This window comes from Bacillus sp. EB106-04-04-XG123 (assembly GCF_058791855.1).
Map to the genome: position 1 here is coordinate 539,423 of NZ_JBYTDZ010000001.1, position 21,717 is coordinate 561,139.

22 protein-coding genes and 1 riboswitch are annotated in these 21,717 nt (G+C 40.9%); of the genes, 3 read left to right on the forward strand and 19 right to left on the reverse strand.

Going from position 1 to position 21,717, the window contains the following annotated elements; genetic code table 11:
• Positions 1–45: 45 nt before the first annotated feature.
• The 7 genes from splB to AC3WTB_RS02770 all read right to left on the reverse strand — a co-directional run bounded on the left by splB (position 46) and on the right by AC3WTB_RS02770 (position 7,778).
• A complete protein-coding gene (gene splB / locus AC3WTB_RS02740) occupies positions 46–1,074 on the reverse strand; it encodes a spore photoproduct lyase (RefSeq protein ID WP_039178111.1) in 1,029 nt (342 codons plus the stop codon).
• Positions 1,075–1,156: 82 nt separating this feature from the next.
• Entirely contained in the window at positions 1,157–1,384 is a 228-nt protein-coding gene (locus tag AC3WTB_RS02745; protein ID WP_003211490.1) for a transcriptional regulator SplA domain-containing protein, read from the reverse strand.
• Positions 1,385–1,499: 115 nt separating this feature from the next.
• Complete coding sequence (ptsP, locus tag AC3WTB_RS02750) at positions 1,500–3,218, reverse strand: phosphoenolpyruvate--protein phosphotransferase (RefSeq protein WP_492333270.1); 1,719 nt, start codon at positions 3,216–3,218, stop codon at positions 1,500–1,502.
• Positions 3,218–3,484: a phosphocarrier protein HPr gene (locus AC3WTB_RS02755; protein WP_003211078.1), complete on the reverse strand. Its 267-nt coding sequence runs from the start codon at positions 3,482–3,484 to the stop codon at positions 3,218–3,220. The genes ptsP and AC3WTB_RS02755 overlap by 1 nt, the downstream gene beginning before the upstream one ends.
• A 93-nt stretch (positions 3,485–3,577) precedes the next feature.
• On the reverse strand, positions 3,578–5,677 hold the full coding sequence (gene ptsG / locus AC3WTB_RS02760; RefSeq protein WP_039178107.1) for a glucose-specific PTS transporter subunit IIBC: 2,100 nt from the start codon (positions 5,675–5,677) through the stop codon (positions 3,578–3,580).
• Positions 5,678–5,878: 201 nt separating this feature from the next.
• The gene (gene glcT, locus AC3WTB_RS02765) at positions 5,879–6,727 is read right to left on the reverse strand and encodes a glucose PTS transporter transcription antiterminator GlcT (protein WP_175297138.1); all 849 of its coding nucleotides are present in this window, start codon (positions 6,725–6,727) and stop codon (positions 5,879–5,881) included.
• Between the two features lie 61 nt (positions 6,728–6,788).
• Positions 6,789–7,778, reverse strand: coding sequence for a LacI family DNA-binding transcriptional regulator (locus AC3WTB_RS02770; protein ID WP_492333271.1), 990 nt, complete (start codon positions 7,776–7,778; stop codon positions 6,789–6,791).
• A 93-nt stretch (positions 7,779–7,871) separates the two neighbouring features.
• On the opposite strand from AC3WTB_RS02770, the gene AC3WTB_RS02775 reads away from it, so the two are divergent.
• Positions 7,872–8,015, forward strand: coding sequence for a hypothetical protein (locus tag AC3WTB_RS02775; protein WP_180272402.1), 144 nt, complete (start codon positions 7,872–7,874; stop codon positions 8,013–8,015).
• Positions 8,016–8,069: 54 nt separating this feature from the next.
• Here the strand turns inward: AC3WTB_RS02775 and AC3WTB_RS02780 are convergent, their stop codons facing one another.
• The 6 genes from AC3WTB_RS02780 to ykzS all read right to left on the reverse strand — a co-directional run bounded on the left by AC3WTB_RS02780 (position 8,070) and on the right by ykzS (position 14,602).
• Positions 8,070–9,164, reverse strand: a complete 1,095-nt coding sequence (locus AC3WTB_RS02780) for a M24 family metallopeptidase (protein WP_075611328.1) — start codon at positions 9,162–9,164, stop codon at positions 8,070–8,072.
• A gap of 103 nt (positions 9,165–9,267) precedes the next feature.
• On the reverse strand, positions 9,268–11,187 hold the full coding sequence (locus AC3WTB_RS02785; RefSeq protein WP_492333272.1) for a heavy metal translocating P-type ATPase: 1,920 nt from the start codon (positions 11,185–11,187) through the stop codon (positions 9,268–9,270).
• Between the two features lie 290 nt (positions 11,188–11,477).
• Positions 11,478–11,966 carry an endospore biogenesis thiol-disulfide oxidoreductase StoA gene (stoA, locus tag AC3WTB_RS02790; protein ID WP_125586301.1) on the reverse strand — a complete coding sequence of 163 codons (489 nt, stop codon included), beginning with the start codon at positions 11,964–11,966 and terminating at the stop codon, positions 11,478–11,480.
• A 54-nt stretch (positions 11,967–12,020) separates the two neighbouring features.
• Positions 12,021–13,337: a polysaccharide biosynthesis protein gene (locus tag AC3WTB_RS02795; protein WP_039178095.1), complete on the reverse strand. Its 1,317-nt coding sequence runs from the start codon at positions 13,335–13,337 to the stop codon at positions 12,021–12,023.
• Between the two features lie 113 nt (positions 13,338–13,450).
• A complete protein-coding gene (locus tag AC3WTB_RS02800; RefSeq protein ID WP_058837793.1) occupies positions 13,451–14,101 on the reverse strand; it encodes a cell wall hydrolase in 651 nt (216 codons plus the stop codon).
• A 306-nt stretch (positions 14,102–14,407) separates the two neighbouring features.
• Positions 14,408–14,602, reverse strand: a complete 195-nt coding sequence (gene ykzS / locus AC3WTB_RS02805; protein WP_039178090.1) for a protein YkzS — start codon at positions 14,600–14,602, stop codon at positions 14,408–14,410.
• Between the two features lie 167 nt (positions 14,603–14,769).
• Here ykzS and AC3WTB_RS02810 point away from each other — a divergent pair, with 167 nt between their 5' ends.
• A complete protein-coding gene (locus AC3WTB_RS02810) occupies positions 14,770–14,958 on the forward strand; it encodes a YkvS family protein (RefSeq protein WP_003211747.1) in 189 nt (62 codons plus the stop codon).
• 123 nt (positions 14,959–15,081) lie between these two features.
• On the opposite strand, the gene AC3WTB_RS02815 is transcribed toward AC3WTB_RS02810, so the two are convergent.
• The 6 genes from AC3WTB_RS02815 to AC3WTB_RS02840 form a co-directional block, all read right to left on the reverse strand.
• Entirely contained in the window at positions 15,082–15,300 is a 219-nt protein-coding gene (locus AC3WTB_RS02815) for a nitrile hydratase subunit beta (RefSeq protein ID WP_151284240.1), read from the reverse strand.
• Between the two features lie 260 nt (positions 15,301–15,560).
• Positions 15,561–16,058 (reverse strand): preQ(1) synthase, encoded by a 498-nt coding sequence (gene queF, locus AC3WTB_RS02820; RefSeq protein ID WP_003211403.1) that lies wholly within the window; start codon positions 16,056–16,058, stop codon positions 15,561–15,563.
• 15 nt (positions 16,059–16,073) lie between these two features.
• Positions 16,074–16,805, reverse strand: coding sequence for a 7-carboxy-7-deazaguanine synthase QueE (gene queE / locus AC3WTB_RS02825; RefSeq protein WP_047202223.1), 732 nt, complete (start codon positions 16,803–16,805; stop codon positions 16,074–16,076).
• Positions 16,798–17,238, reverse strand: coding sequence for a 6-carboxytetrahydropterin synthase QueD (gene queD / locus AC3WTB_RS02830; RefSeq protein WP_366204679.1), 441 nt, complete (start codon positions 17,236–17,238; stop codon positions 16,798–16,800). The genes queE and queD overlap by 8 nt, the downstream gene beginning before the upstream one ends.
• Entirely contained in the window at positions 17,239–17,895 is a 657-nt protein-coding gene (gene queC, locus AC3WTB_RS02835; RefSeq protein WP_366204678.1) for a 7-cyano-7-deazaguanine synthase QueC, read from the reverse strand.
• 159 nt (positions 17,896–18,054) lie between these two features.
• Positions 18,055–18,099, reverse strand: a riboswitch (PreQ1 riboswitch).
• A 71-nt stretch (positions 18,100–18,170) separates the two neighbouring features.
• Positions 18,171–19,214 carry a YkvI family membrane protein gene (locus AC3WTB_RS02840; protein ID WP_058838977.1) on the reverse strand — a complete coding sequence of 348 codons (1,044 nt, stop codon included), beginning with the start codon at positions 19,212–19,214 and terminating at the stop codon, positions 18,171–18,173.
• Positions 19,215–19,458: 244 nt separating this feature from the next.
• Here AC3WTB_RS02840 and AC3WTB_RS02845 point away from each other — a divergent pair, with 244 nt between their 5' ends.
• Positions 19,459–21,561, forward strand: coding sequence for an ATP-dependent Clp protease ATP-binding subunit (locus AC3WTB_RS02845; protein ID WP_059376921.1), 2,103 nt, complete (start codon positions 19,459–19,461; stop codon positions 21,559–21,561).
• The last annotated feature ends 156 nt before the right edge of the window (positions 21,562–21,717 follow it).

Genomic DNA, 21,717 nt, shown 5'->3' on the forward strand with positions numbered 1-21,717 from the left:
TTGTAAGAAAATTTAAATAGAAAAAACAAGCCCTATAGGCTTGCTTTAAGTAAAATATTCAATCTTTGCAGACGGAAAGTACTGATCAATATATGATTCTAACGTCTCTCTTAGTTCTTGTTCCTCATCTTTTTGGTAGATATATTTCCCAATCCCATATCTCCCCCACTTGTATCGTCTTTTTTCTTCATCTAATTCTAATTTAGATTTCGGGTAGTTTTTTTGAATCACACGCTTTGCTGGTTTTGTAAAGCGATGCTGAATCATTTCAAAGGTGATATCGTCTCTCACATCATCAGAAAGGGCTGCATCGAGCTTTTCAAATAAAACTTTATATCCTTCCTGCCAGCCTTCGTGGATGTAGATGGGAGCAATAATAAAGCCAAGAGGATAGCCTGCCTTTGCGACCTTAACAGCCGCTTCAATCCGCTGATCAAGCGGTGATGTGCCAGGCTCGAAATATTTAATGACATAATCGGCATTAATACTAAAACGGAATCTTGTCCGGCCATTATGCTTTGCATCTAACAGATGATCAACATGATGGAATTTCGTGACAAATCGAAGCTTTCCTAGGTCGGTTTGCCCAAAGTATTCAATCGCTCGTTTGAGAGTGTGTGTCAAATGATCAATTCCTACGATGTCTGAAGTACATGATGCTTCAAATCTTGTGATATCTGGCGCTCGCTCGTTCATGTACTGCTCAGCTTGATCTAATATTTCTTCTACATTGACGTATGTTCGAATGTAGGGCTTACTTCCCATTGTTGTTTGCAAATAGCAATAATGACAATGTCCCATACATCCTGTTGCAAATGGGATCGCATACTCTGCAGATGGTTTAGACGAGTCAAACTTCAATGTCTTTCTCACACCAATGACAAGCGTTGACTTCGCGTTACGATATTTTTGCAGGTCATTTTTCCCCGGAATATTTCTTACCTGGTTGTGTGAGGTTGTTTCTCTTATTTCGATTCCCATACCCTCGAACTTTTCCTTCAGCTCTCGTCCTAACGGGTACTCTAACGCCCGGGGTTCAATGTAAACAAGCTGGGGGACGAAAGGTTTGATCATATTAAGCACATCCTTACCTTTAACGTTTTTATACCGTTACTTTAACCGCACAGGATGGCTTTTATCCTTTCTAAAATCTCCCTTATTCAAATAAGTCTTGATAAAGTGCTTCTGCTTCTTCATATGTTGGAAAAACAGCATCATCAGGTGCTAGTGGATGATACGTTTCAAGTAAAAAGAGGGCAAGCTCTTCTTCGTTGTAAGGATGTGAAACAATTTCTGCTTCTTTAATTTGTGCTACGTTTGCAGCATGTGGATTTCGATAAATCACATATACTTGATCACCTGGTTTATAGTCTGAGAAAGGCAATCTGGTCACCTCCATTTTTTAATAATAGGGTGCCCTTCTCACTGCCCAATATGACTCAATATGATAAAATTCGACAAAAAAACCAGACAGTTTCACCTGTCTGGTTTTCATTCACTTAGTTCTGTTGAAATGTTTTCTTGACGAAATCAACCACTTCTTCTGTTGTGCTAAGTGATAAAATATGCTCTTTAAATGATGCAGCTTCTTCCTTAGATAGCTTGCTTAGCTGTGTTCTAGCTGGAAGAATGGATGTTGCACTCATTGAGAATTCATCTAATCCTAATCCGAGTAGAAGCGGGATTGCGATTTCATCTCCTGCCATCTCACCGCACATGCCGACCCATTTACCCTCTTTATGCGCTGCTTCAATCACAAGCGTAATGAGACGTAAAATCGCTGGGTTGTAAGGCTGGTAAAGATAAGACACTCGTTCGTTCATTCGATCAGCAGCCATTGTGTATTGAATCAAATCATTCGTTCCAATACTGAAGAAATCTACTTCTTTTGCAAATTGGTCTGCGATGACAGCCGTTGATGGAATTTCTACCATCATTCCGATTTCAATGGAATCAGAAACGTCTGTACCAGAGGCAACCAATGCTTCTTTTTCTTCAAGTAAAATGGCTTTTGCTTCTCTAAATTCTGATAATGTCGCGATCATAGGGAACATGATTTTCAAGTTTCCATATGTACTTGCACGAAGTAAGGCGCGTAGTTGAGTTCTGAAAATCTCCTGCTCTTCCAGGCAAAGGCGAATAGCTCTATAGCCAAGGAACGGGTTCATTTCTTTTGGAAGCTGCAAGTAAGGAAGTTCTTTATCGCCACCAATATCTAGTGTGCGAACAACCACTGCTTTCCCTTCCATCTTTTCTAAAACGGTTTTATACGCATCGAACTGCTCTTCTTCTGTAGGAAGCTGGTCTCTGCCCATGTATAAAAATTCGGTACGGTACAATCCGACTGCTTCGCCGCCATTTTCAAGTACACCTTTTACATCTTCAGGTGTTCCGATATTTGCAGCTAGCTCTACGTGAACGCCGTCTTTTGTAACCGTTGGCTGGTCAACAAGTTTCGCCCATTCCGCTTTTTGAGCTAAGTAGTCTTCATGCTTTTTTTGATACGCTTTCACTTCATCTTCAGAAGGCTGAATGATGACGTCTCCAGTAATACCATCCACAATGATCAGATCATCGTTTTTCACCGTTTTTGTTGCTTCTTTTGTCCCAACAACTGCTGGAATCTCCATAGATCTCGCCATGATCGCTGAGTGAGAAGTACGACCGCCGATATCTGTCGCAAAGCCTTTAACAAATTGTCTGTTCAGCTGAGCAGTATCAGAAGGTGTTAAATCTTCAGCTATGATGATGACTTCTTCAGAAATCATGCTTGGATTTGGAATGTCAACGCCTAGTAAATGTCCAATAACACGTTTTGTGACGTCGCGAATATCCGCTGCACGTTCCTTCATGTATTCATTGTCCATTGCTTCGAACATTGTGACAAACATTGTCGCTGTTTCTTTTAAAGCAAATTCAGCATTTACTTTGTCAGCACTAATTTTATCCTTTACTGGGTTAAGCAGTTCAGGATCACTTAACACAAGAAGGTGGGCAGAAAAGATATCTGCTTTGTCTTGGCCAAGTTCTTTTAGCGCATGTTCTTTAATTGCTTCAAGTTCTTGTTTAGAAACATGAATTGCTTCTTCAAAACGCTTCACTTCTGTCTCTGGATCGTTGATGTCTTTTTGGTGAACTGTTAAATCTGGTTCTTCCAGACGATATGCTTTTGCAATTGCAACGCCTGCTGAAGCACCGATTCCTTTCAGTTGTTGCATTACTCGCCTAGGCCTTCACTTTTCATTGTGTCTTTAAGCGCAGCAAGTGCATCATTTTCATCAGAACCAGAAGCAGAGATTGTGATTGTAGCACCTTTCGCAATTCCTAGAGACATTACACCCATAATAGATTTCAGGTTCACTGTTTTACCATTATATTCTAAGTTGATATCAGCATCATATTTACTTGCAGTTTGTACAAGAACTGTTGCAGGACGTGCGTGAATTCCAGAATCTGCAGTTACTTTGAATGTTTGTTGAGCCATTTTTATCAATCTCCTTTTTATACAATTAATACATCCACAATATTATATCATACTGCCGAGCTTGTCATCTAACAAGAACGGCAGTTATGAAAATTATTTTGAAATTTTCATGATGTTTTCTTGTCCAGCTTTGATTTCACCGGATTCTTGAAGGTCAATAAATTGTCCTTCACTTAAGTTGGTAAATACAATTGGTGTCATCAAAGATGGTACTTCAGACTTAATTTTATCAATATCAACCTCTAAAAGTTTTTGACCGATTTCTACTTGATCTCCCTCTTGTACAAATGCTTCAAATCCTTCTCCTTTGAGGCCGACCGTATCAATTCCGAAGTGGATTAAAATTTCAAGTCCACCGTCAGATTGCAGGCCAATGGCGTGTTTCGTCGGGAACACATTTAAGATCTTCCCTCTTACCGGTGAAACAACCGTTCCATCTGTTGGCAAGATAGCGAAACCGTCACCCATCATTTTCCCTGAGAATACTTGATCTGGTACATCTGTAATTGGATGAAGCTCCCCTGTAATTGGTGAAGCAAAAATTTCTTCCCCTTGTTCATTTTGAAGCGGCTTTGCAATGACTTCTTCGACCTGCTGGCTGACTTCTTCTTTTGCAGAAGGGTCTTTCGCTGGACGAGGCGTGCGGCCTGCAATGATATCCTGCATTTGTGTTTTTAAATTATCAGAACGCGGGCCGAAAATTGCCTGGATGTTGTTCCCTACTTCGAGAACACCAGAAGCGCCAAGCTTTTTCAAGCGGTCTTTGTCCACTTTCTTCTGATCATTGACAGTAACACGTAAACGCGTGATACAAGCATCAAGGTGCTTAATGTTTTCTTGATCACCCATTGCTTCAAGGATTTCATAAGGCAAGTCATTCCCTTTTTCAGACTTCGCCTCACTTGCTCCGTCTGCTGCTTCATCCTCGCGGCCTGGCGTTTTCAGATTAAATTTGCGAATTGCGAATCTAAATCCGAAGTAGTAAATGACAGCAAGTACGAGACCTACTGGAATGACAAGCCACCAAGCGGTTCTATTCGGCAGGATACCAAATAGGAAGAAGTCGATTAACCCTCCTGAGAAGGTCATCCCGATTTTCACGTTTAGAATATCCATTATCATAAAGGATAATCCAGCAAATACACAGTGAATCGCAAATAATATCGGTGCTACAAACAAGAATGAGAATTCAAGCGGTTCAGTGATCCCTGTTAGGAAAGAAGTAAGGGCTGCTGATCCCATAATTCCTGCTACAAGCTTTTTATTCTTTGGTTTTGCTTCATGGTAAATCGCAAGAGCTGCTGCTGGAAGACCGAACATCATGAACGGATATTTCCCTGTCATGAATGTACCAGCTGTCAGCTGAACACCATCTTTGATTTGCGCCATGAAAATACGCTGGTCTCCACGGATAATATCTCCTGATAAGCTCTTATAGCTAAAAAATTCATACCAGAATGGTGCGTAGAATATGTGGTGCAGACCAAACGGAATTAATGAGCGTTCAATGACTCCGAATACAAAGGCAGCCAGCGGCTCATTTGCTGCAAGCAGTCCTGTTGAAAATGAGTTCAATGCACCTTGGATTGGCGGCCAAATGACTAGCATCAAAAGCCCTAAAATAAGTGCTGAAATAGAAGTGACGATTGGAACAAAACGCTTACCTGCAAAGAAGCCAAGGTATTGCGGAAGCTCAATCTTGTAAAATTTATTAAACATATAAGCGGCTAATACCCCGACGATAATCCCGCCAAAAACGCCGGTAGACAAGGTCGGTATACCGAGCATATTCACATATGCTGGATGGCTTTCCTTAAAGAACTTAGCCAATTTGATTGAATCGGATGGAATAGATCCGTTGGCCATTAATACGGCACTCATCGTTACGTTCATGACAAGGTAACCGATGATAGCGGCAATCCCTGCCACTCCGTCTCCATTTGCAAGACCGATGGCAACCCCTACAGCAAATAATAGCGGAAGATTCGAGAAGACGATGTTCCCCGCATTCTCCATGACACTTGCAACAAGCTGAATTGTATCATTGCTTAAAAATTGAGCTACATCAATCAACTGCGGATTTTGCATCGCATTCCCAAGTGCTAGTAAAATACCGGCAGCAGGAAGGATCGCAACTGGAAGCATGAGAGCTCGTCCAATTTTTTGCAACACACCAAAAAGTGATTTAAACACTGGTTGAACCTCCTTTTGTTTTCGCTTACAACATACATTTGGGCTGCTCCCTGACGTACATTTCATAATTAACCGTTTACATTTCACTTTCAAACGCAAAAAAGGCATGGTGATATAAGGTTGCGCAAATAACAGGATCTTATCCTGTATTTACCTTAAGTCACTCATGCCTGATCGAATCAGTTACACGTTTCAAGGAAACTATGAAATTTTATTTGTCAATCTGTACAGATGAAGTGTCAAGTAGACAGCCTCAGCATCCTGTACAGGCTTTTTCAATGCATGCTGCAAAATTTTGATCATTTTCCAAGCAGTATTGTAGCATAAAGGATATTCATTTTTCAATAGATGAAGCAATTTTTCTGGCTCCTCTAAAGATTCTCCCCGTTTAATACGTTCAATTGAAAACGTAATATGGCGTAATAAGCGTAAATAATGAATACTTTCTCTGTCTACTTTCATATGAAATGAATCTTCTATGACTTGGACCATTTGTGTAATCAGCTGCGAATGACGGTTCACCTCAGATAATGGCCGATTCGTCAAAGCTGAATGGATATGGAGCGCTATAAAGCCGATTTCTCCTTCTGGCAGCTTCGTTTTGACATCTGGCCGCTCGTTAATCAGTTCAACGACTTCCTTTGCGACCTCGTATTCTTTCGGGTATAGCGATTGCGTCTCAAGCATAAAAGGGTTCGTGATATCATAGCCTTGCTGCACCCGCTTAAAGCTAAACGCAATATGGTCGGTCAGTGCAACATGAATATGCTCATTCAACCGTTGCCCCATTTTTTCTCGTATATGATAAATGACGTCATTGGCAAGCTCGATCATGTTCTCATCAATATGATGAAGCAGTTGTTTATATTCTGTTTGTTCCTTCGTATTTTTTAACACAAACATTTTTTCAAACACGTCTTGATCGAGAACATCCCCCGATTTTTTACCGAAGCCAATCCCTTTCCCAATCAGAACCACTTCGCCCAAAGAAGGGTGCCTTGCGATGATGACATTATTATTTAACGCTTTATCAACGGTGAAGGATTCCATGAACATCCCCACCTCCTTCTTTTTCAATCCCTCTTATCGTACAAAACAGATGAAACGTGCGTCAACGATTGTTTTTCAAAACGGTAGTTGTTCGCTCAATCAGGCGAAATGGCAGCATTCTTTTCTCTGATTTCTCTCCCTTTAATGCACGGTCAAACAAGTCAAACGCTTCCTGCCCCATTTGTTTGAGGGGAATATGAATGCTGGAAATCCCTAGCGCCTCACTCAATTGGTTATTTTGAAAGCTGAGTATGGCTGGTGATTCTCCTACTTTTATGTCATGACGCTGCGCCTCTAATAAAAAGCCTGCAGAGACTTCGTCATTTGTAATGAATAAAGCTGTAGGACGATTTTTCATTTTCTGCCATTCTGCAAATAAGTGCTTCCCATCAAGCAGGGATAGCTTCCCTTCGATGATCCATTCCTCATCAATGGTCTGCCCGAGGGATTGCATCATGTCTTGATAAGCTTGAAGGCGCGACTCGCTATTCGCTCCTTCTGTTCTCGCAAGAACGATCGCAATTCGTTGATGTCCGCATGCCGCCAAATGATGCAGGCCCTCCTTAAATGCTTGGTCATGCGCAATCGACACGGTTGAGCACTTATCGTGCGGCGCAGGATGACAAAATATAATCGGTCCTGATTCCTGCCACTTTAAAATATGCCTATCACTTAACGCATTTGAACAAAATATTAAACCATCCACACGGCGCTCTTTTAAACTCATTAACGCTTCTTTTTCTTTTAATGGATCATATCCTGTTTGAAATAAAGCAAAATGCATGCCGCGCGCCTGTGCTTTTTCTGCAATACCTGTGACGAGTGCGCTGAAATAAGAGTGTTCAATGTTTGGAAGGACGATGCCAAGCATATTCGAATAGCCCTTCGCTAAATGGACCGCCTGGATGTTTCTCGTATACTTGAGCTCTTCCATCGCTTGTAGAACACGTTCCCTTTTTTCTTCTTTAACATAAGGATGCTCATTCAACACACGTGATACGGTTGTCACAGATACACCCGCTCTTTTCGCAATCTCCCTTATGTTTGCCATTTTTTCTCCTACTTTCTCTTGATATGGTAAGCGTTTCATACTTTAAGATGTATGTGAGCTGAACAAATCACTGGATGGAAAGGGGAATTCAAGATGGGTTTCATCATATGGATTATATTATGTATGACTGTTTTGTTTTCTGCTCGTTTTGCATTACATCCTTTAGGAAAAGAACATAAAATCAAACCGTTTGAATCAATTGATGATTTTTTTGTTGATAAGGATCGAGAAGAGTGATAAAAAATCACGATGACGCTTCCAAGACCTGGACGTTCATCGTGATTTTTTTCATTACTTAATGATTGTCAGCTCTTTCGGATAATTGGTTAAAGTGACTGGACCATCTGCCGTAATGAGAACATCATCTTCAATTCTTACGCCGCCGACTCCCGGGACATAAATTCCTGGTTCAATCGTATACACCATACCTTCTTGCAGAAGGTCGTCATTTGCCTGACTCATTGAAGGAAACTCATGAACAGAAACCCCCAACCCATGTCCGAGGCGATGCGGGAAATATTCACCATATCCCGCTTCTGTGATGAGCCCGCGGGCTTTTAAGTCAAGATCACCGATTCTAACGCCGGGCTTACTCATTTCAAGTGCTGCCATTTCTGCATTTAAGACGGTTTGATAAATGTCCTTTTGTTTTTCAGAAGCTTCCTGATAGATGAATGTTCTTGTGATGTCTGAGCAATATCCATCGACAATGACACCAAGGTCAAATAACACAAAATCGCCTTTTTTTAAGGCTGCCTGCCCAGGATTTCCATGAGGCTCGCCTGATTTTTCACCAAAGAGAACCATGGTTGAAAAGGACATGCCTTGAATGCCTTTTTTCTTTAGTTCATATTCAATGACAGCGAGAACTTCTGTTTCCGTGATTCCTTCTTTTAAGGCGTTAACTCCAATTTTTACACCTTCATCTGCTAATTGAGCCGCTTTTTTGAGTGTAGCAATTTCAGATTCATCTTTAATCAGTCTGAGCTGATTGAGCTCATCTTCAGCCCGGACGAACATTTCTGCCCCGGTGACAGCTTGGAGCTGCTCTGCTCTTTGAAGCGGTATCGATTCTTTTTCAATCGCAAGACGCGCGGCATGAACACCTCGTTTTTCTATCGCTGATTGAATGAAATCAAATGGATTCTCATGATCTTCATATCCAATGATATCGCCGGACCATCCTGCATTTTTTGCCTGCTCGACTTCCATTTTAGGCAAAATAAAAAATGGTTCTGCCTCTTGAAACACAAACAGCCCCATCACTCTTTCATGCGGCTCTGTGAAGTATCCAGATAGATAAAACACATTTTCCTTTGTATGTATAAATGCACCTTGAATGTCTTCTTTCTTAAGCCAAGAAGACAAGCTCTTCATTCGGTTCATCATGATCCTCCTCACACGTTTTACTACTGGTCTATTGTATCAGTTTTTGCTGTATTTCGCACAAAAGCGCACTGGCATATATCCAGTGCGCCTTGATGATTAACTAAGATGCACGAAGTAGACGCAGACCATTTAAAATGACCAAAATCGTACTTCCTTCATGCCCGATGACGCCAAAAGGCAAATCAAGCACTTGTAAGAAATTCGCACAAATTAACAGACAGATCACCGTTAATGAGAAAACAATGTTTTGCTTAATGATTCGATTCATTTTTCTTGAAAGACGGATCATCTTTGTTAGGTTATTTAAATTGTTCTTCATTAAGATGAGATCCGCAGTCTCTAAAGCAACGTCTGTGCCTCCGCCCATCGCAACCCCAACATCTGCTGTGGCGAGTGCTGGCGCATCATTGATTCCGTCTCCTACCATGATGATTGAATTACCTTGTTTTTTTAATTGATTGACCTCATGTACCTTTTCATCTGGAAGACATTCAGCCACGACAGTTTGGATGCCGGCTTCCTGCGCAATAGCTTCAGCCGTTTTTTGCTGATCTCCTGTCAGCATGACGGTTTGGATGCCTAAATCATTTAGTTCTTGAATCATTTTTTTAGCTTCAGGTCTGATTTGATCCTTAAGGCCAAGACAGCCAACAACTTCTTCACCCTTTTGAACGTAGACCACTGTGTATCCTTGCGCTGAAAGGTCATCACCTGTCTCTTCCATCTCGCGGTCGATTGACGCCTTACCAGCGAAGTCTTTCTTCCCAATCCGCCACGTTTCCCCATTTAATTGTGCTTTCACACCAAATCCAGAAGTTTCTTCAATGGTGACATGGACTGATCTTTCTGTTTGGTGCTCTTTTGCCATATCAGAAATTGCTTTCGCTAATGGGTGGTTTGATTGACTCTCAATTTGATAGAGCGCCTGATAAAAAGCAGATTCATCCTGCCCTTTAGCCATAACGACTTGCTCTACGGCTGGCTTCCCGTTTGTAATCGTCCCCGTTTTATCAAAAGCAATCATGCTGCTTGTGCCTAGTTTTTCTAAAAAGACACTTCCTTTGACAAGCATTCCATTTCTCGCGCCATTTGAGATCAATGACAGTGCTGCTGGCATTATGGATGCAACTAGAGCACAAGGTGAAGCAACGACCATAAACACCATTGCCCGGTAGAAGGTTTCACTCATGCTCCAGCCGAGTACAAAATGAGGCAGAACCATTAAAATTGCGACGGTGATCAGCACACCTTTTACATAGGCACCCTCAAATTTTTCAATAAATGCTTGGCTTGGCGAAACACTTTCTTGAGCGGATTCGACAAGTTTAATAATTTTATGGAAAAGCGTTTCTTCATTATGTTTAGTGACTTCCACTGTTAAGGAACCATTTAAGTTCACTGTTCCTGCAAATACGTCTTCCCCCTGCCCCTTTTCCTGTGGAACAGATTCGCCTGTAAGTGCAGATTCGTCCACACTTGTTCTCCCGCTTAAAATCACACCATCTGCTGCAATGCGTTCCCCAGCTTTGATCATAATACGGTCACCAGGTGTTAATGATGAAGCGGCGATTTGAATGGTCGTACCATCTTCTTCAATTAAAGTTGCTTCATCTGGTGCAATGCTCATTAAAGCTGTTAAATCTTTCTTGCTTTTATTTGACGTATACGTTTCTAGCGCACCACTCAGTGAGAAAATAAAAATTAAAATAGCGCCTTCTGCCCAATAGCCGATCAGAGCTGAGCCTATTGCTGCGAAAATCATTAAAAGTTCCACATTCAAGGTCTTAGACGAAATCGTTTCTTCAATTCCTTCTTTCGCCTTTGCAAAACCACCAATGACAAATGCCAGGATGAAAAGAGGAATGCTCCACATGCTCTCATCTTTTAGAAACCATCCAATTAAAATGAGAATCCCCGATATCCCTGCTGCAATTAATTCTCCGTGCTGTGCCCATTTATGTAAGGACCATTTCGATTCCTTTTGATTTGTCGTTTGGTAAAGTGCTGTATTCTCATTCATGATTGTTTTCTCCTCTCTAATTGATAATCGTTTTCACATTATCAATCGTTGCCCGTTTCTTATTCCATCTATATTTTCTGCTATTTCAAGCTTTTTATTGGTCTGTAACTCATTATAACAGGTTCTGAACAATTTTCAATTAATAATTATTATAATTTCTTTTTGATAATAATTATCATTATTGATATAGACCGTTCCTTCTTCTTCTGAGCACAGTGTATTCAGATGAAAAGCAAATGAACACAAAAAAAGAACCAACAGAATTGGTTCTTTCACAGAAAGGATTGGTTCTACGAATTCGTCCACTCTTTGATTTGTTTTTTCGTCAGTGGACCTACATGATTTTTCACCACTTCTCCTTTTTCATTAATCAAAAAGGTCGTTGGAATGGTGATAATTTGATATTTCTTCATCATTTCTCCGTGTTCATCTAGTATGATCGGGAATGTAAACCTTCTGTCTTTCACAAATTGGGCAACAGCATGTTTACTTTGTTCAGCACCTAGTAAATTCACGGTCAATATGTCAACATCACTCTGATTTTCTTTCACAATCTGTTCAAATTCGGGCAGTTCCATTTTGCAGGACGGACACCATGTTGTCCAAAAATGCAAAATGGTCTTTTTCCCTTTTGTGGGAACCATCTGCATTTCACCAGTTAATGTCGGTGCCTCTATTCTTGGCGCCATCACAGGCTCTTTTGCTTCCGCTGCTGCGCTCATGAGAAATAGCAGCATGGTCATCATTAGAAGACTGGCGGGTAGACGTTTACGATTCATCAGGATCTTCCTTCCCAGTTTTCTTATAGCTTGCCCTCTCGATGGTGATGACATTCAAGCTTTTTTCAATGTAAGAAACATTGAAACGCCGAGCTCCTTACAAATCGTCGCATAATGCAGGGCAGTCAAAAGCAGCATGCCTGTGTTCATCCCTAAAATGACCCCCATCATATTCAAGCTTTCCATTGAACCGAGGAAATACACCATAGAAAAAGAGACGACATGCACCCATATATTATGTAGGAACACATCTTTGATGAGCCCCATACCGATTAAACACGCTTGAAACGGCATCACAAACAGGTGGCATAAAAAGTATGGCCAAAGCAGCTGTAAATAGACAGCAGCTTGCGGTGAATCAAAAAAGAGCTGTGTGAGCGGGTAAGCAAAATAATACATGACCATCACTGCCGGCACCCCGTATCCAAACGTTATGAGAATTGCCTGTCTGACACGTTTTTTCACAAGATCATACTGACCTAAAGCATAGGCTTCAGAGACACTCGGAATCATCACAATCATGATCGAATGAGCGATAAACGCTGGGAAAAAACCGATTGACATTGCGACACCAGCCAGCATGCCGTAATGATCAACAGCAAGTGTTCCAGAGATGCCTGCTGCAACGAGCGCTCCTTTGATTAAAAATGGTTCAACCGCATTAGCGATCGCATGAAAGATGCGCATGCCCGTTGTCGGTATGGAAACGGCTAATAGGCGCTTTCGCACATCAATCCCTCTTAATTCAACAGACCTGACATTCACAGCATTTTTCGCCATGACGTATTGGGAGTATAAATAAATAAAGACGACAAGATCACTCGCAACAATGACACCGATGGCGATGAGTACTGCTGTTTCAATATCAAACGAATACCAATGAAAAAACAAAAATAAGCAGATCAGCTGGATTGTTTTCTTCATCATATTGGCTAGAGCGATTCTGCCCATTTGCTGCTTTCCCATAAAGTAGCCGCGGGCAATGGAGGTAAACGCAATAATCGGGATAAGTGACAGCACTAGGCCCTTCATAAGCGGATGATACGACTGAAACACTGGAATGAAAGGCAGTACAATGGCTGCTATACCTGTTGTTGTACTTGTCACCACAAGCGTCATTTTAAAGGCATGACGGAGCATACTTTTGTGGAGACGCTCATGTGATTCTGCAATGAATTTAGAAATGGAGACTGGCAGCTCTAAGCTGGCGATCACAAGGACAAGCATGATGATTGGAAGGATACTCATATATAAACCCATTCCATGTTCTCCAAGCTCTCTCGCTAAAATCATATTGACTAAAAACTCGATACACTCCGCAATAAAAGCTGCGACAGATAGCAGAATGACCCCTTTTACAAATCGATTCATGTAGCCTCCCCTTGTCTAAAGCAAATTCTTTTCACATTCTATGAGACAAGTCTAAAAAATATTTTAATAATTGAAGACAAAAAAAGAGCAATCTCATTGATCGCTCTTTTTCTTTATACGGCAAATACGTGACGTCCGATGCGTTCTACAATTTTGCGGGAACGAATCCAATGATCTGTTGCCGTTTTTGGATTATAAAAATAGATAGCCTTTGTTGTTCTGTCATGCTCTTTTACTACCTGCTTCACAGCTTTAATGGAATCTTGATCTGCCTTATCATGAATACTTCCATTCGATACTGGCTGGAAAGCATTTCGCTGATAGATCACACCTTTCACGCTGTCAGGAAAAGAACGATGCTCTACTCTGTTTAAAACAACGCTTGCTACCGCTTTTTTCCCTTCGTAAGATTCACCTTTCGCTTCAGCGTGAACCAATCGAGAAAGCAAGTCCATTTCTTCATTAGAATACTGTTTGCCGCTTGCCTTATTCGTCGTTTCAGATTTTACTTTTTTCTTTTGCTTCGGTTTTGAAGACTTTTCTTCTGTTGACGTACTTAGCATTTTCACTTTTGGCTGACGCTTCTCTTCAGAAAATGCTGGGATGACTTGATCGTGACCTTGATCTATATATGAAAGCTGATGTTTAACAGGTGCTTGTGAAAGTTCGTGACTTAATGTGCCTTGCTGCTCTTGTATATTGTCCATCTTCATCGCTGCAACCAGCATAAGGATGACAAAAAGAGCTGTATGAATTTTAATCATTCGCCTTTTTCCTCCTTTAATTAAAGTAGGCTGTAAGATACTTGTCCACTCTAACAAGACCTCATTCTATTTTCACGCACAAAGATTTACATGCCTGTCCAAATTCCGTCATTAAATGGCATGTCCTAGTTTTGCGCACATAAAATGGAATTGTTAGCGCTTAAAAAGGTCCCTTTTTCACCTATCATCATCCTTATGCTCCTGTTTATGGGTTATTACATTTTCTTTTCATATGTATCAAAGTGGTTTGAAGTATGACAAAAGAACGAAAATAAAAAAGCTTTCTCTCATCAATGAGAAAAAGCTTTAGCTTCTTGCTTCTGTAAGATATTCAAAAATAACATCTCCACCATGTTTGGCGATTCCGCGAAAATGTTTAAAATCATCTTGATTCACCAAAACAGAACGAAACGTTAAAAAGTCATCTTTTTGGATGGTCACCTGTTTTTCCGTCCCATTCCGTAAAGATTCGATGATTGTGAGGATTTGTTCTTCAGTCAAAAAAACCGCTCCTTTTCAGCCATGATCAAATATTAAATATACCATTCGTTAGAAGAGCATACAACGAAAACAAAACAAAAACGTCTTTATCCTTTACATTGGTATGAAAATATTGCAAAATACTTTTTAATAGGGAATGAAATCTGTTTTTAAAGGAGAGGGATCGGTTGAAGATTGCAAAAATTGGAAATGTGATCGAATTTAGAAATGGTTTAACAGGTGTAGTTGAAAAAGTGAATGAAAACTCTGTCATTGTGGATGTCACCATTATGGACAACTATAGAGATTTAGAACTGGATTCACTAACAGTCGTTAATCATAAAAACTATAAAATCATCAAAGACTCCGTACATTAATTTGCAATCCTCAAAACAGACGCTCGGTACATACGTATATATAAAGCAAATTTGGCTCGTTTGACAACTTTGCTCTATTTGAACAATCACATATGAAAAAGACTGATACCACTTAAAAAGGGGTCAGTCTTTTTGCGTATGAAAGGTTTGCATTTCCGCCTTCGTCTTGTACATCTCGATTTCCTCAGGGGTGATCACTCCTTTATCAATCAAGAGGGCAATCACTCCAAGCAATGTGGAGGCACTCCATTTATACCGTTCTTTGTTTTGATGTTCAAGCATTTGAAGCTCTTCTCTAAGCTCCATTAGCAGCTGCTCTGCCCGCTCTTCTTTGTTTGCCAAATCAAACGCCTCCAATTTACCATTCAATACCTCTATTTTATCTTAAATCAAATGAGATTAGCAAAAAAAGCATGATTCGACTTTACAAACATACGTTCTGTCATGTATAATATATTTACGAGCTGGTAGCCCCCAGCCGTCCTAGCAAGTTCTATTCCCATTCGTATGAGAAGAGTGACATGACTCTTCTCTTTTTTTATGATTGAATCGCTACAATCCCATAAAAAAAGACATGCATCTGGCATGTCTTTTCCTATTTATTAGCGATTATCAATCGTTTCTGGATACATATCATGGTTCATCATACGATACGATGCCATTTCTTCATACTTTGTCCCAGGTTTCCCATAGTTCGTATACGGATCAATTGAAATACCGCCTCTTGGCGTAAATTTGCCCCAAACTTCAATATATCTTGGGTCCATCAATTCGATTAAGTCGTTCATAATAATGTTCATACAATCCTCATGGAAGTCACCGTGGTTACGGAAGCTGAACAAATATAATTTTAGGGATTTACTTTCGACCATGATTTCATTTGGGATGTAGCTGATATAAACTGTTGCAAAATCCGGTTGTCCTGTTTGCGGACATAGTGATGTAAATTCTGGGCAGTTGAATTTTACAAAGTAATCTCTATTTGTATGTTTATTTGGGAACGTTTCAAGCACTTGTGGTGCGTAATCAAACAAATAATTGGTTCCTTGGTTTCCTAGTAACGTGACACCTTCTAATTCTTCCGGTTTTCTTGTCGTCATGACATCTCTTCCTTTCTATACGCCTCGTTTATTTCCCCACAATAACGTGTGCAGCTGCGGCAGCACTCTTACGCGGTTTAAGTCTGGATCTTGTGCGACTTGATCTACAAGCGCTTCATATTTCTTTAATAAATGCGTCAATAAGTACGCATCATCACCTGTCGTCGTGTCATCATTTCCTACCTGCAAATAAAAAGGAAGCTCAGGGTATTTCGCATGAACATCCTTCGCATACGCTAGATCACGATCGTCAAAGATCACGACCTTCAGGCTTGCATGCTGCAATCTATTTCCGTTTTTCAGCTCATCTATGATACGTGTTAGTTTCGTAAAATCTGTTTTCATATTCGAGCTTGGCGGCTTAGGGGAAATGGTTAAGTCATCAATTTTCAAAAACCATTCCTGATACATCGTCCCTTGTGTTTCAAGCGCTGTATCAATCCCTTCTTCATGCAGCAAATCAATGAGGGATTCCATTTGTTTTAAAAGCGCAGGATTTCCTCCTGAAATGGTGACATGAGAAAAAGCCTGTCCGCCTATTCTTTTTAATTCTTTGACAATGTCTTCTGCCTCAAGCCACTGAATATCATGCTTCGCTGAGCCGTCCCATGTAAAGGATGAATCACACCAGCTGCAAGAGTAGTCACAGCCAGCCGTTCTGACAAACATCGTTTTTTGTCCAATCACCATTCCTTCTCCTTGAATGGTTGGACCGAAGATTTCTAATACAGGAATCGCTTTAGCCATTGATCTCAACCCGTTTCGGGCGGTAAATGCAGTAGCTTGTTGGTGTTTCTCTGACAAAGACTTGAACACATGTTGGCTTGTTCACTAAAGTCGATAAATACGCTGCGACTTTGTCATGTACGGTCTTTGCCACCACCTCAGTGGTTGGCATCGCGTATCGATCGTTTAATGAGAATTCCTCATGATCATTGAGCAGCGTGTGATCGTACTGCCCATGAATGAGCTTCTTCAATGTACTAAAATTGACAAGGAAACCCGATTCATCTAGGTCGTCGCCCGCAATTGTGATGTTGATGGTGTACGTATGACCATGAACACGGCTGCATGCGCCCGCATCTTCTCGCGGGATGAAATGGGCAGCCGATACATGCATGTCTTTGTTCAATTCAAATGAAAATGGATGATCGGTTTGTGGATAGATTTGAGAAAGCACTTATTTTGCCTCCTTCATTTCCATATAAGTGTCATAGCCGTTTTTCCGCAGCTTACACGCAGGACATTCCCCGCAGCCATCAGAGATGATGCCGTTATAGCAAGTGAGCGTTTCATTTTTCACAAAATCCAGTGCATTGAGCTCATCTGCCAGCTTCCATGTTTCTGCTTTATTCAGCCACATCAGTGGTGTATGAATCACAAATGGTTTTTCCATTGCTAAATTCACTGTGACGTTGCAAGATTTCACAAACTCGTCACGGCAATCTGGATAGCCGCTAAAGTCTGTCTCACAAACACCAGTGATAATATGTCTTGCTCCAATTTGATACGCCAAAATAGAGGCAAAGGATAAGAACACTAAGTTTCTTCCTGGCACAAATGTAGAAGGAAGCTCTCCTTCTTTTTCCTCAATGTCAATGTCATCTCTTGTTAAAGCATTAGGTGCCAACTGATTTAAAAGTGACATATCTAATAAATGATTCTTCACACCTAACTTGTCAGCAATTCCTTTGGCGACATCAATTTCTTCTTGATGACGCTGATTATAATGAAAGGTCACTGTTTCTACCTCTTCAAATTGTTGAAGTGCCCATAATAAACATGTCGTACTGTCCTGTCCCCCGCTGAAGACAACGACTGCTTTTTCATTTTTCATTTTCTGTTCTCCTCCTTTTGCAGATGCGTACAACCGTACAACACTGCATCTGAAAGGCTCCTGAAAACCCCTATTTTTCTCAAAAGAAAAGACACCTTTACATGTGTATGAGGTGTCCCAGCCATAAAAAATAAAAAATGCCACATCCAAGGATACGGCAAGTCCTTAGTTTTTTATAGAGGGTTTTGCTAGAACCTCTCCCGTCTTCACGGATTTTTGTTCAATTTTCACAGAGGATAGTGTACCACATATTCTTCATGCAGGCTATCCTTTCTTTACTTACCTAGCGATGCAGGCACTTTTTTTAGACAAAGAAAGAGAATAAAAAAGATGCTGACATATCCAAAAACCGGGTAAACCGTTGATATCAGTGTACCGTAACCAATTTTACTAATCACATAGCAGCATATGAGAATAAGGGATATCGTAAAGATGCTGTTCATTCGGATATATGCCCTTACTTGTCTCTCCAGCCCGTATAAATTGCCTATGACGGATGTAAAAACTTCACCGAAGATGACAAATAAATAAATGAGATGAATGGAGTTTGCAACTTGATACACCACCTGGGCCATTGGAATATCAAACGCCTCCAGCATATCTAATGAGGAAAGAGATAAAAAGCAAGCAAGCAAAATGAGTGTCAGCATGACGCCCCCAAGCACCGCTCCCTTTTTAATGACTGCTTCAGAGGTCATTTCATTTGCAACGGGTACTAACACTGCCTGTGACAGTGCTAAATTAAAGGCACCATAGGACACTGCTGATAGTATCCACTCGCCCTCACCCATTTGCAGCGCAAGAACATAACTTTCACTGCTGCTAAAAACAAATGAATCAAGAAACACAATCAATGAAAAGAAAATCAGCATTGGAACGACAAGGACGTTAACACCAAACAGCCCTTTTGAACCTTTAAAGAGTACAATGACGCTCAGAATGATCGTCAAAAAGATCCCATACTCCTTGGATATGCCAAGCTGTTCTTCAAAGATAGCCCCTGCACCTGAAATCATGACTGAGGTAACACCGAGTAAAATAAAAAACATCACAATATTAATATATCGACTCGCAGCTGCGCCAAATAAAAAACGGTTCATATCTTGATAAGATTCTGCTTTGATTCGTTTCGAAATCAGCATCATTTTTGCACCAAGGCCAGTAAAAATTACACCGCTAATCAGGATTCCTAATAGTCCAATCCAGCCAAAACGAACAAAAAATTCTACGATTTCTTTCCCTGTCGCAAACCCAGCTCCAACCACTGTTCCTACATATACAAAGGCAAGCTGAAAAGCGGATTCATTTGAACGTTTCATGTGACCCCTCCGCACCCATCACTTTCGATTGTCTCTTTTTTATCCTATGAGACAAGTTCCTTGAAAAGAAGGACAAACCATGATTAAATGCAAAAAAGGATTTTTATCTGTCATTGAGCAAAACAGTTGAAAGTCAAAATAGGTCAGAGTATACTATAGTCAAAGATGGTCAAACAACAGACCATTTTCTTTAACATTCATTGGTCAAATAAAGTCAAACTTTATTTTAAGGAGGTCATGGCAAATGCGTTGTCAACATTGTCAAGTAAATGAAGCAACTATTCGCCTGAATATGCAAGTAAATTCGTCCCGGAGCCAAATGGTTTTATGTGAAGACTGCTATACCTCTTTGATGGAGCAGTCAAAAATGAAAATGGGACCTCAGCTTTTTGGAGGAAGTTCATTCTTCTCTCAGCAGGCAGGTCATGCCCCAAACATGGAGCAGCCAAAACAAAAAGGCTTACTCGATGAGCTTGGCCGTAACTTAACAGATGGAGCAAATGCTGGCTTAATTGATCCAGTCATTGGCCGTGATGAAGAAGTCGCAAGAGTCATTGAGATTTTAAATAGAAGAAATAAAAATAACCCTGTTCTTATTGGTGAACCAGGTGTTGGGAAAACAGCGATCGCAGAAGGACTCGCACTGAAAATTGCGAGCGGTGATGTACCAAATAAATTAAAGAACAAACAAATCTATTTATTAGATGTTTCTTCACTTGTCGCAAACACAGGTGTACGCGGTCAATTTGAGGAAAGAATGAAGCAGTTAATTAAAGAACTGCAGAGCCGTAAAAATATCATCTTATTTGTAGATGAAATCCACCTTCTTGTGGGCGCAGGATCTGCAGAAGGATCAATGGATGCTGGAAACATTTTAAAACCAGCCCTTGCAAGAGGCGAACTGCAGCTAGTAGGTGCGACGACATTAAAAGAATATCGCCAAATTGAAAAAGATGCTGCACTCGAACGACGCTTCCAGCCCGTTATCGTGGATGAGCCAACACCAGATGAAGCGATCGACATCTTAAAAGGCATTCAAGATAAGTACGAGGCCTATCATGGTGTCACCTATTCAGATGAAGCCATCAAAGCGTGCGTTCAATTATCTTCCCGGTATATTCAAGACCGACATTTGCCGGATAAAGCCATTGATCTAATGGATGAAGCTGGTTCAAAAGCGAACCTCTCCATTGATGCAGCAAGTGAAGATGAACTGACAAACCGACTAGCACAAATTGCCGCAGAAAAACAGGCTGCGCTAAAAGAAGAACAATATGAAAAAGCAGCGAAGCTTCGCGATGAAGAAGAAGCCATTGAAGCAAGACTTCAAAACAAAACAACTGACAAAGAGCATATCGTCACAGCAGAGGACATTCAGGCCATTGTGGAACAAAAAACAGGCATTCCTGTCGGCAAACTGCAAGCAGACGAACAAACCAAAATGAAAGAAATTGACGTCCGTCTAAAAGCACGAGTAATTGGGCAGGAGCATGCGGTTGATAAAGTGGCGAAAGCCGTGAAAAGAAGCAGAGCTGGATTAAAATCGAAACATAGACCGACAGGCTCCTTCCTTTTCGTTGGACCAACAGGTGTAGGGAAAACCGAATTGTCTAAAACGCTGGCTGAAGAATTATTCGGTTCAAGAGATGCGATCATTCGTTTAGATATGAGTGAGTACATGGAAAAACACTCTGTGTCCAAACTCATCGGTTCTCCTCCTGGTTACGTTGGACACGATGAAGCTGGCCAGCTGACTGAAAAAGTGCGCAGAAAACCTTACAGCATCATTTTGCTGGATGAAATCGAAAAAGCACACCCAGATGTACAGCATATGTTCCTTCAAATCATGGAAGATGGCCGTTTAACAGACAGCCAAGGTAGAACGGTCAGCTTTAAAGATACAGTCATCATCATGACAAGTAACGCAGGCAGCGCAGATAAAACGGTCAAGGTCGGCTTCCAGTCTGATCAGGACGAAGCGATTGAGGAACAATCACTCATTGATTCGCTCAGCAGCTATTTCAAACCAGAATTTTTGAACCGTTTTGACAGCATCATTCAATTTGATTCACTAGACAGAGAGGACTTAGTGAAGATTGTTGATCTTCTGCTTAATGAGCTGTCAGAGCAATTAAAAGAGCAGAATTTAACAGTCCATGTCACAAATGAAGCGAAAGAAAAAATCGCAGAGCTTGGATATCACCCTGCATTTGGTGCTCGTCCACTTCGAAGAACCATACAAGAGCACGTTGAAGATCAAATGACAGAGATCCTGCTTGAAGAGGAGCAGCTTTCTGGATTTACTGTGGATGTTGAACATGACGAAATCGTCGTAAAAAAAGGATAACTACATCTTCAGGATGATATGCACCTCCATCATGTTGCGGTGGCTAAGTTCCATCTGAACGCTGACGCTCCCCCGCCTCTTTTCCTTTACGATAGAAGAAAAAGAGGTGGATCACATGATGAATTGGAGCTACGATCTTGTCAAAATCATGTATGA

Coding starts and splice junctions, on each gene's coding strand:
- splB (WP_039178111.1), bottom strand. CDS start 1,074: ATGATCAAACCTTTCGTCCCCCAGCTTGTTTACATTGAACCCCGGGCG.
- ptsP (WP_492333270.1), bottom strand. CDS start 3,218: ATGCAACAACTGAAAGGAATCGGTGCTTCAGCAGGCGTTGCAATTGCA.
- AC3WTB_RS02755 (WP_003211078.1), bottom strand. CDS start 3,484: ATGGCTCAACAAACATTCAAAGTAACTGCAGATTCTGGAATTCACGCA.
- glcT (WP_175297138.1), bottom strand. CDS start 6,727: ATGGAATCCTTCACCGTTGATAAAGCGTTAAATAATAATGTCATCATC.
- AC3WTB_RS02770 (WP_492333271.1), bottom strand. CDS start 7,778: ATGGCAAACATAAGGGAGATTGCGAAAAGAGCGGGTGTATCTGTGACA.
- AC3WTB_RS02775 (WP_180272402.1), top strand. CDS start 7,872: ATGGGTTTCATCATATGGATTATATTATGTATGACTGTTTTGTTTTCT.
- AC3WTB_RS02780 (WP_075611328.1), bottom strand. CDS start 9,164: ATGAACCGAATGAAGAGCTTGTCTTCTTGGCTTAAGAAAGAAGACATT.
- AC3WTB_RS02785 (WP_492333272.1), bottom strand. CDS start 11,187: ATGAATGAGAATACAGCACTTTACCAAACGACAAATCAAAAGGAATCG.
- stoA (WP_125586301.1), bottom strand. CDS start 11,966: ATGAATCGTAAACGTCTACCCGCCAGTCTTCTAATGATGACCATGCTG.
- AC3WTB_RS02795 (WP_039178095.1), bottom strand. CDS start 13,337: ATGAATCGATTTGTAAAAGGGGTCATTCTGCTATCTGTCGCAGCTTTT.
- AC3WTB_RS02800 (WP_058837793.1), bottom strand. CDS start 14,101: ATGATTAAAATTCATACAGCTCTTTTTGTCATCCTTATGCTGGTTGCA.
- queF (WP_003211403.1), bottom strand. CDS start 16,058: ATGACGACAAGAAAACCGGAAGAATTAGAAGGTGTCACGTTACTAGGA.
- queE (WP_047202223.1), bottom strand. CDS start 16,805: ATGGCTAAAGCGATTCCTGTATTAGAAATCTTCGGTCCAACCATTCAA.
- queC (WP_366204678.1), bottom strand. CDS start 17,895: ATGAAAAATGAAAAAGCAGTCGTTGTCTTCAGCGGGGGACAGGACAGT.
- AC3WTB_RS02840 (WP_058838977.1), bottom strand. CDS start 19,214: ATGAAACGTTCAAATGAATCCGCTTTTCAGCTTGCCTTTGTATATGTA.
- AC3WTB_RS02845 (WP_059376921.1), top strand. CDS start 19,459: ATGCGTTGTCAACATTGTCAAGTAAATGAAGCAACTATTCGCCTGAAT.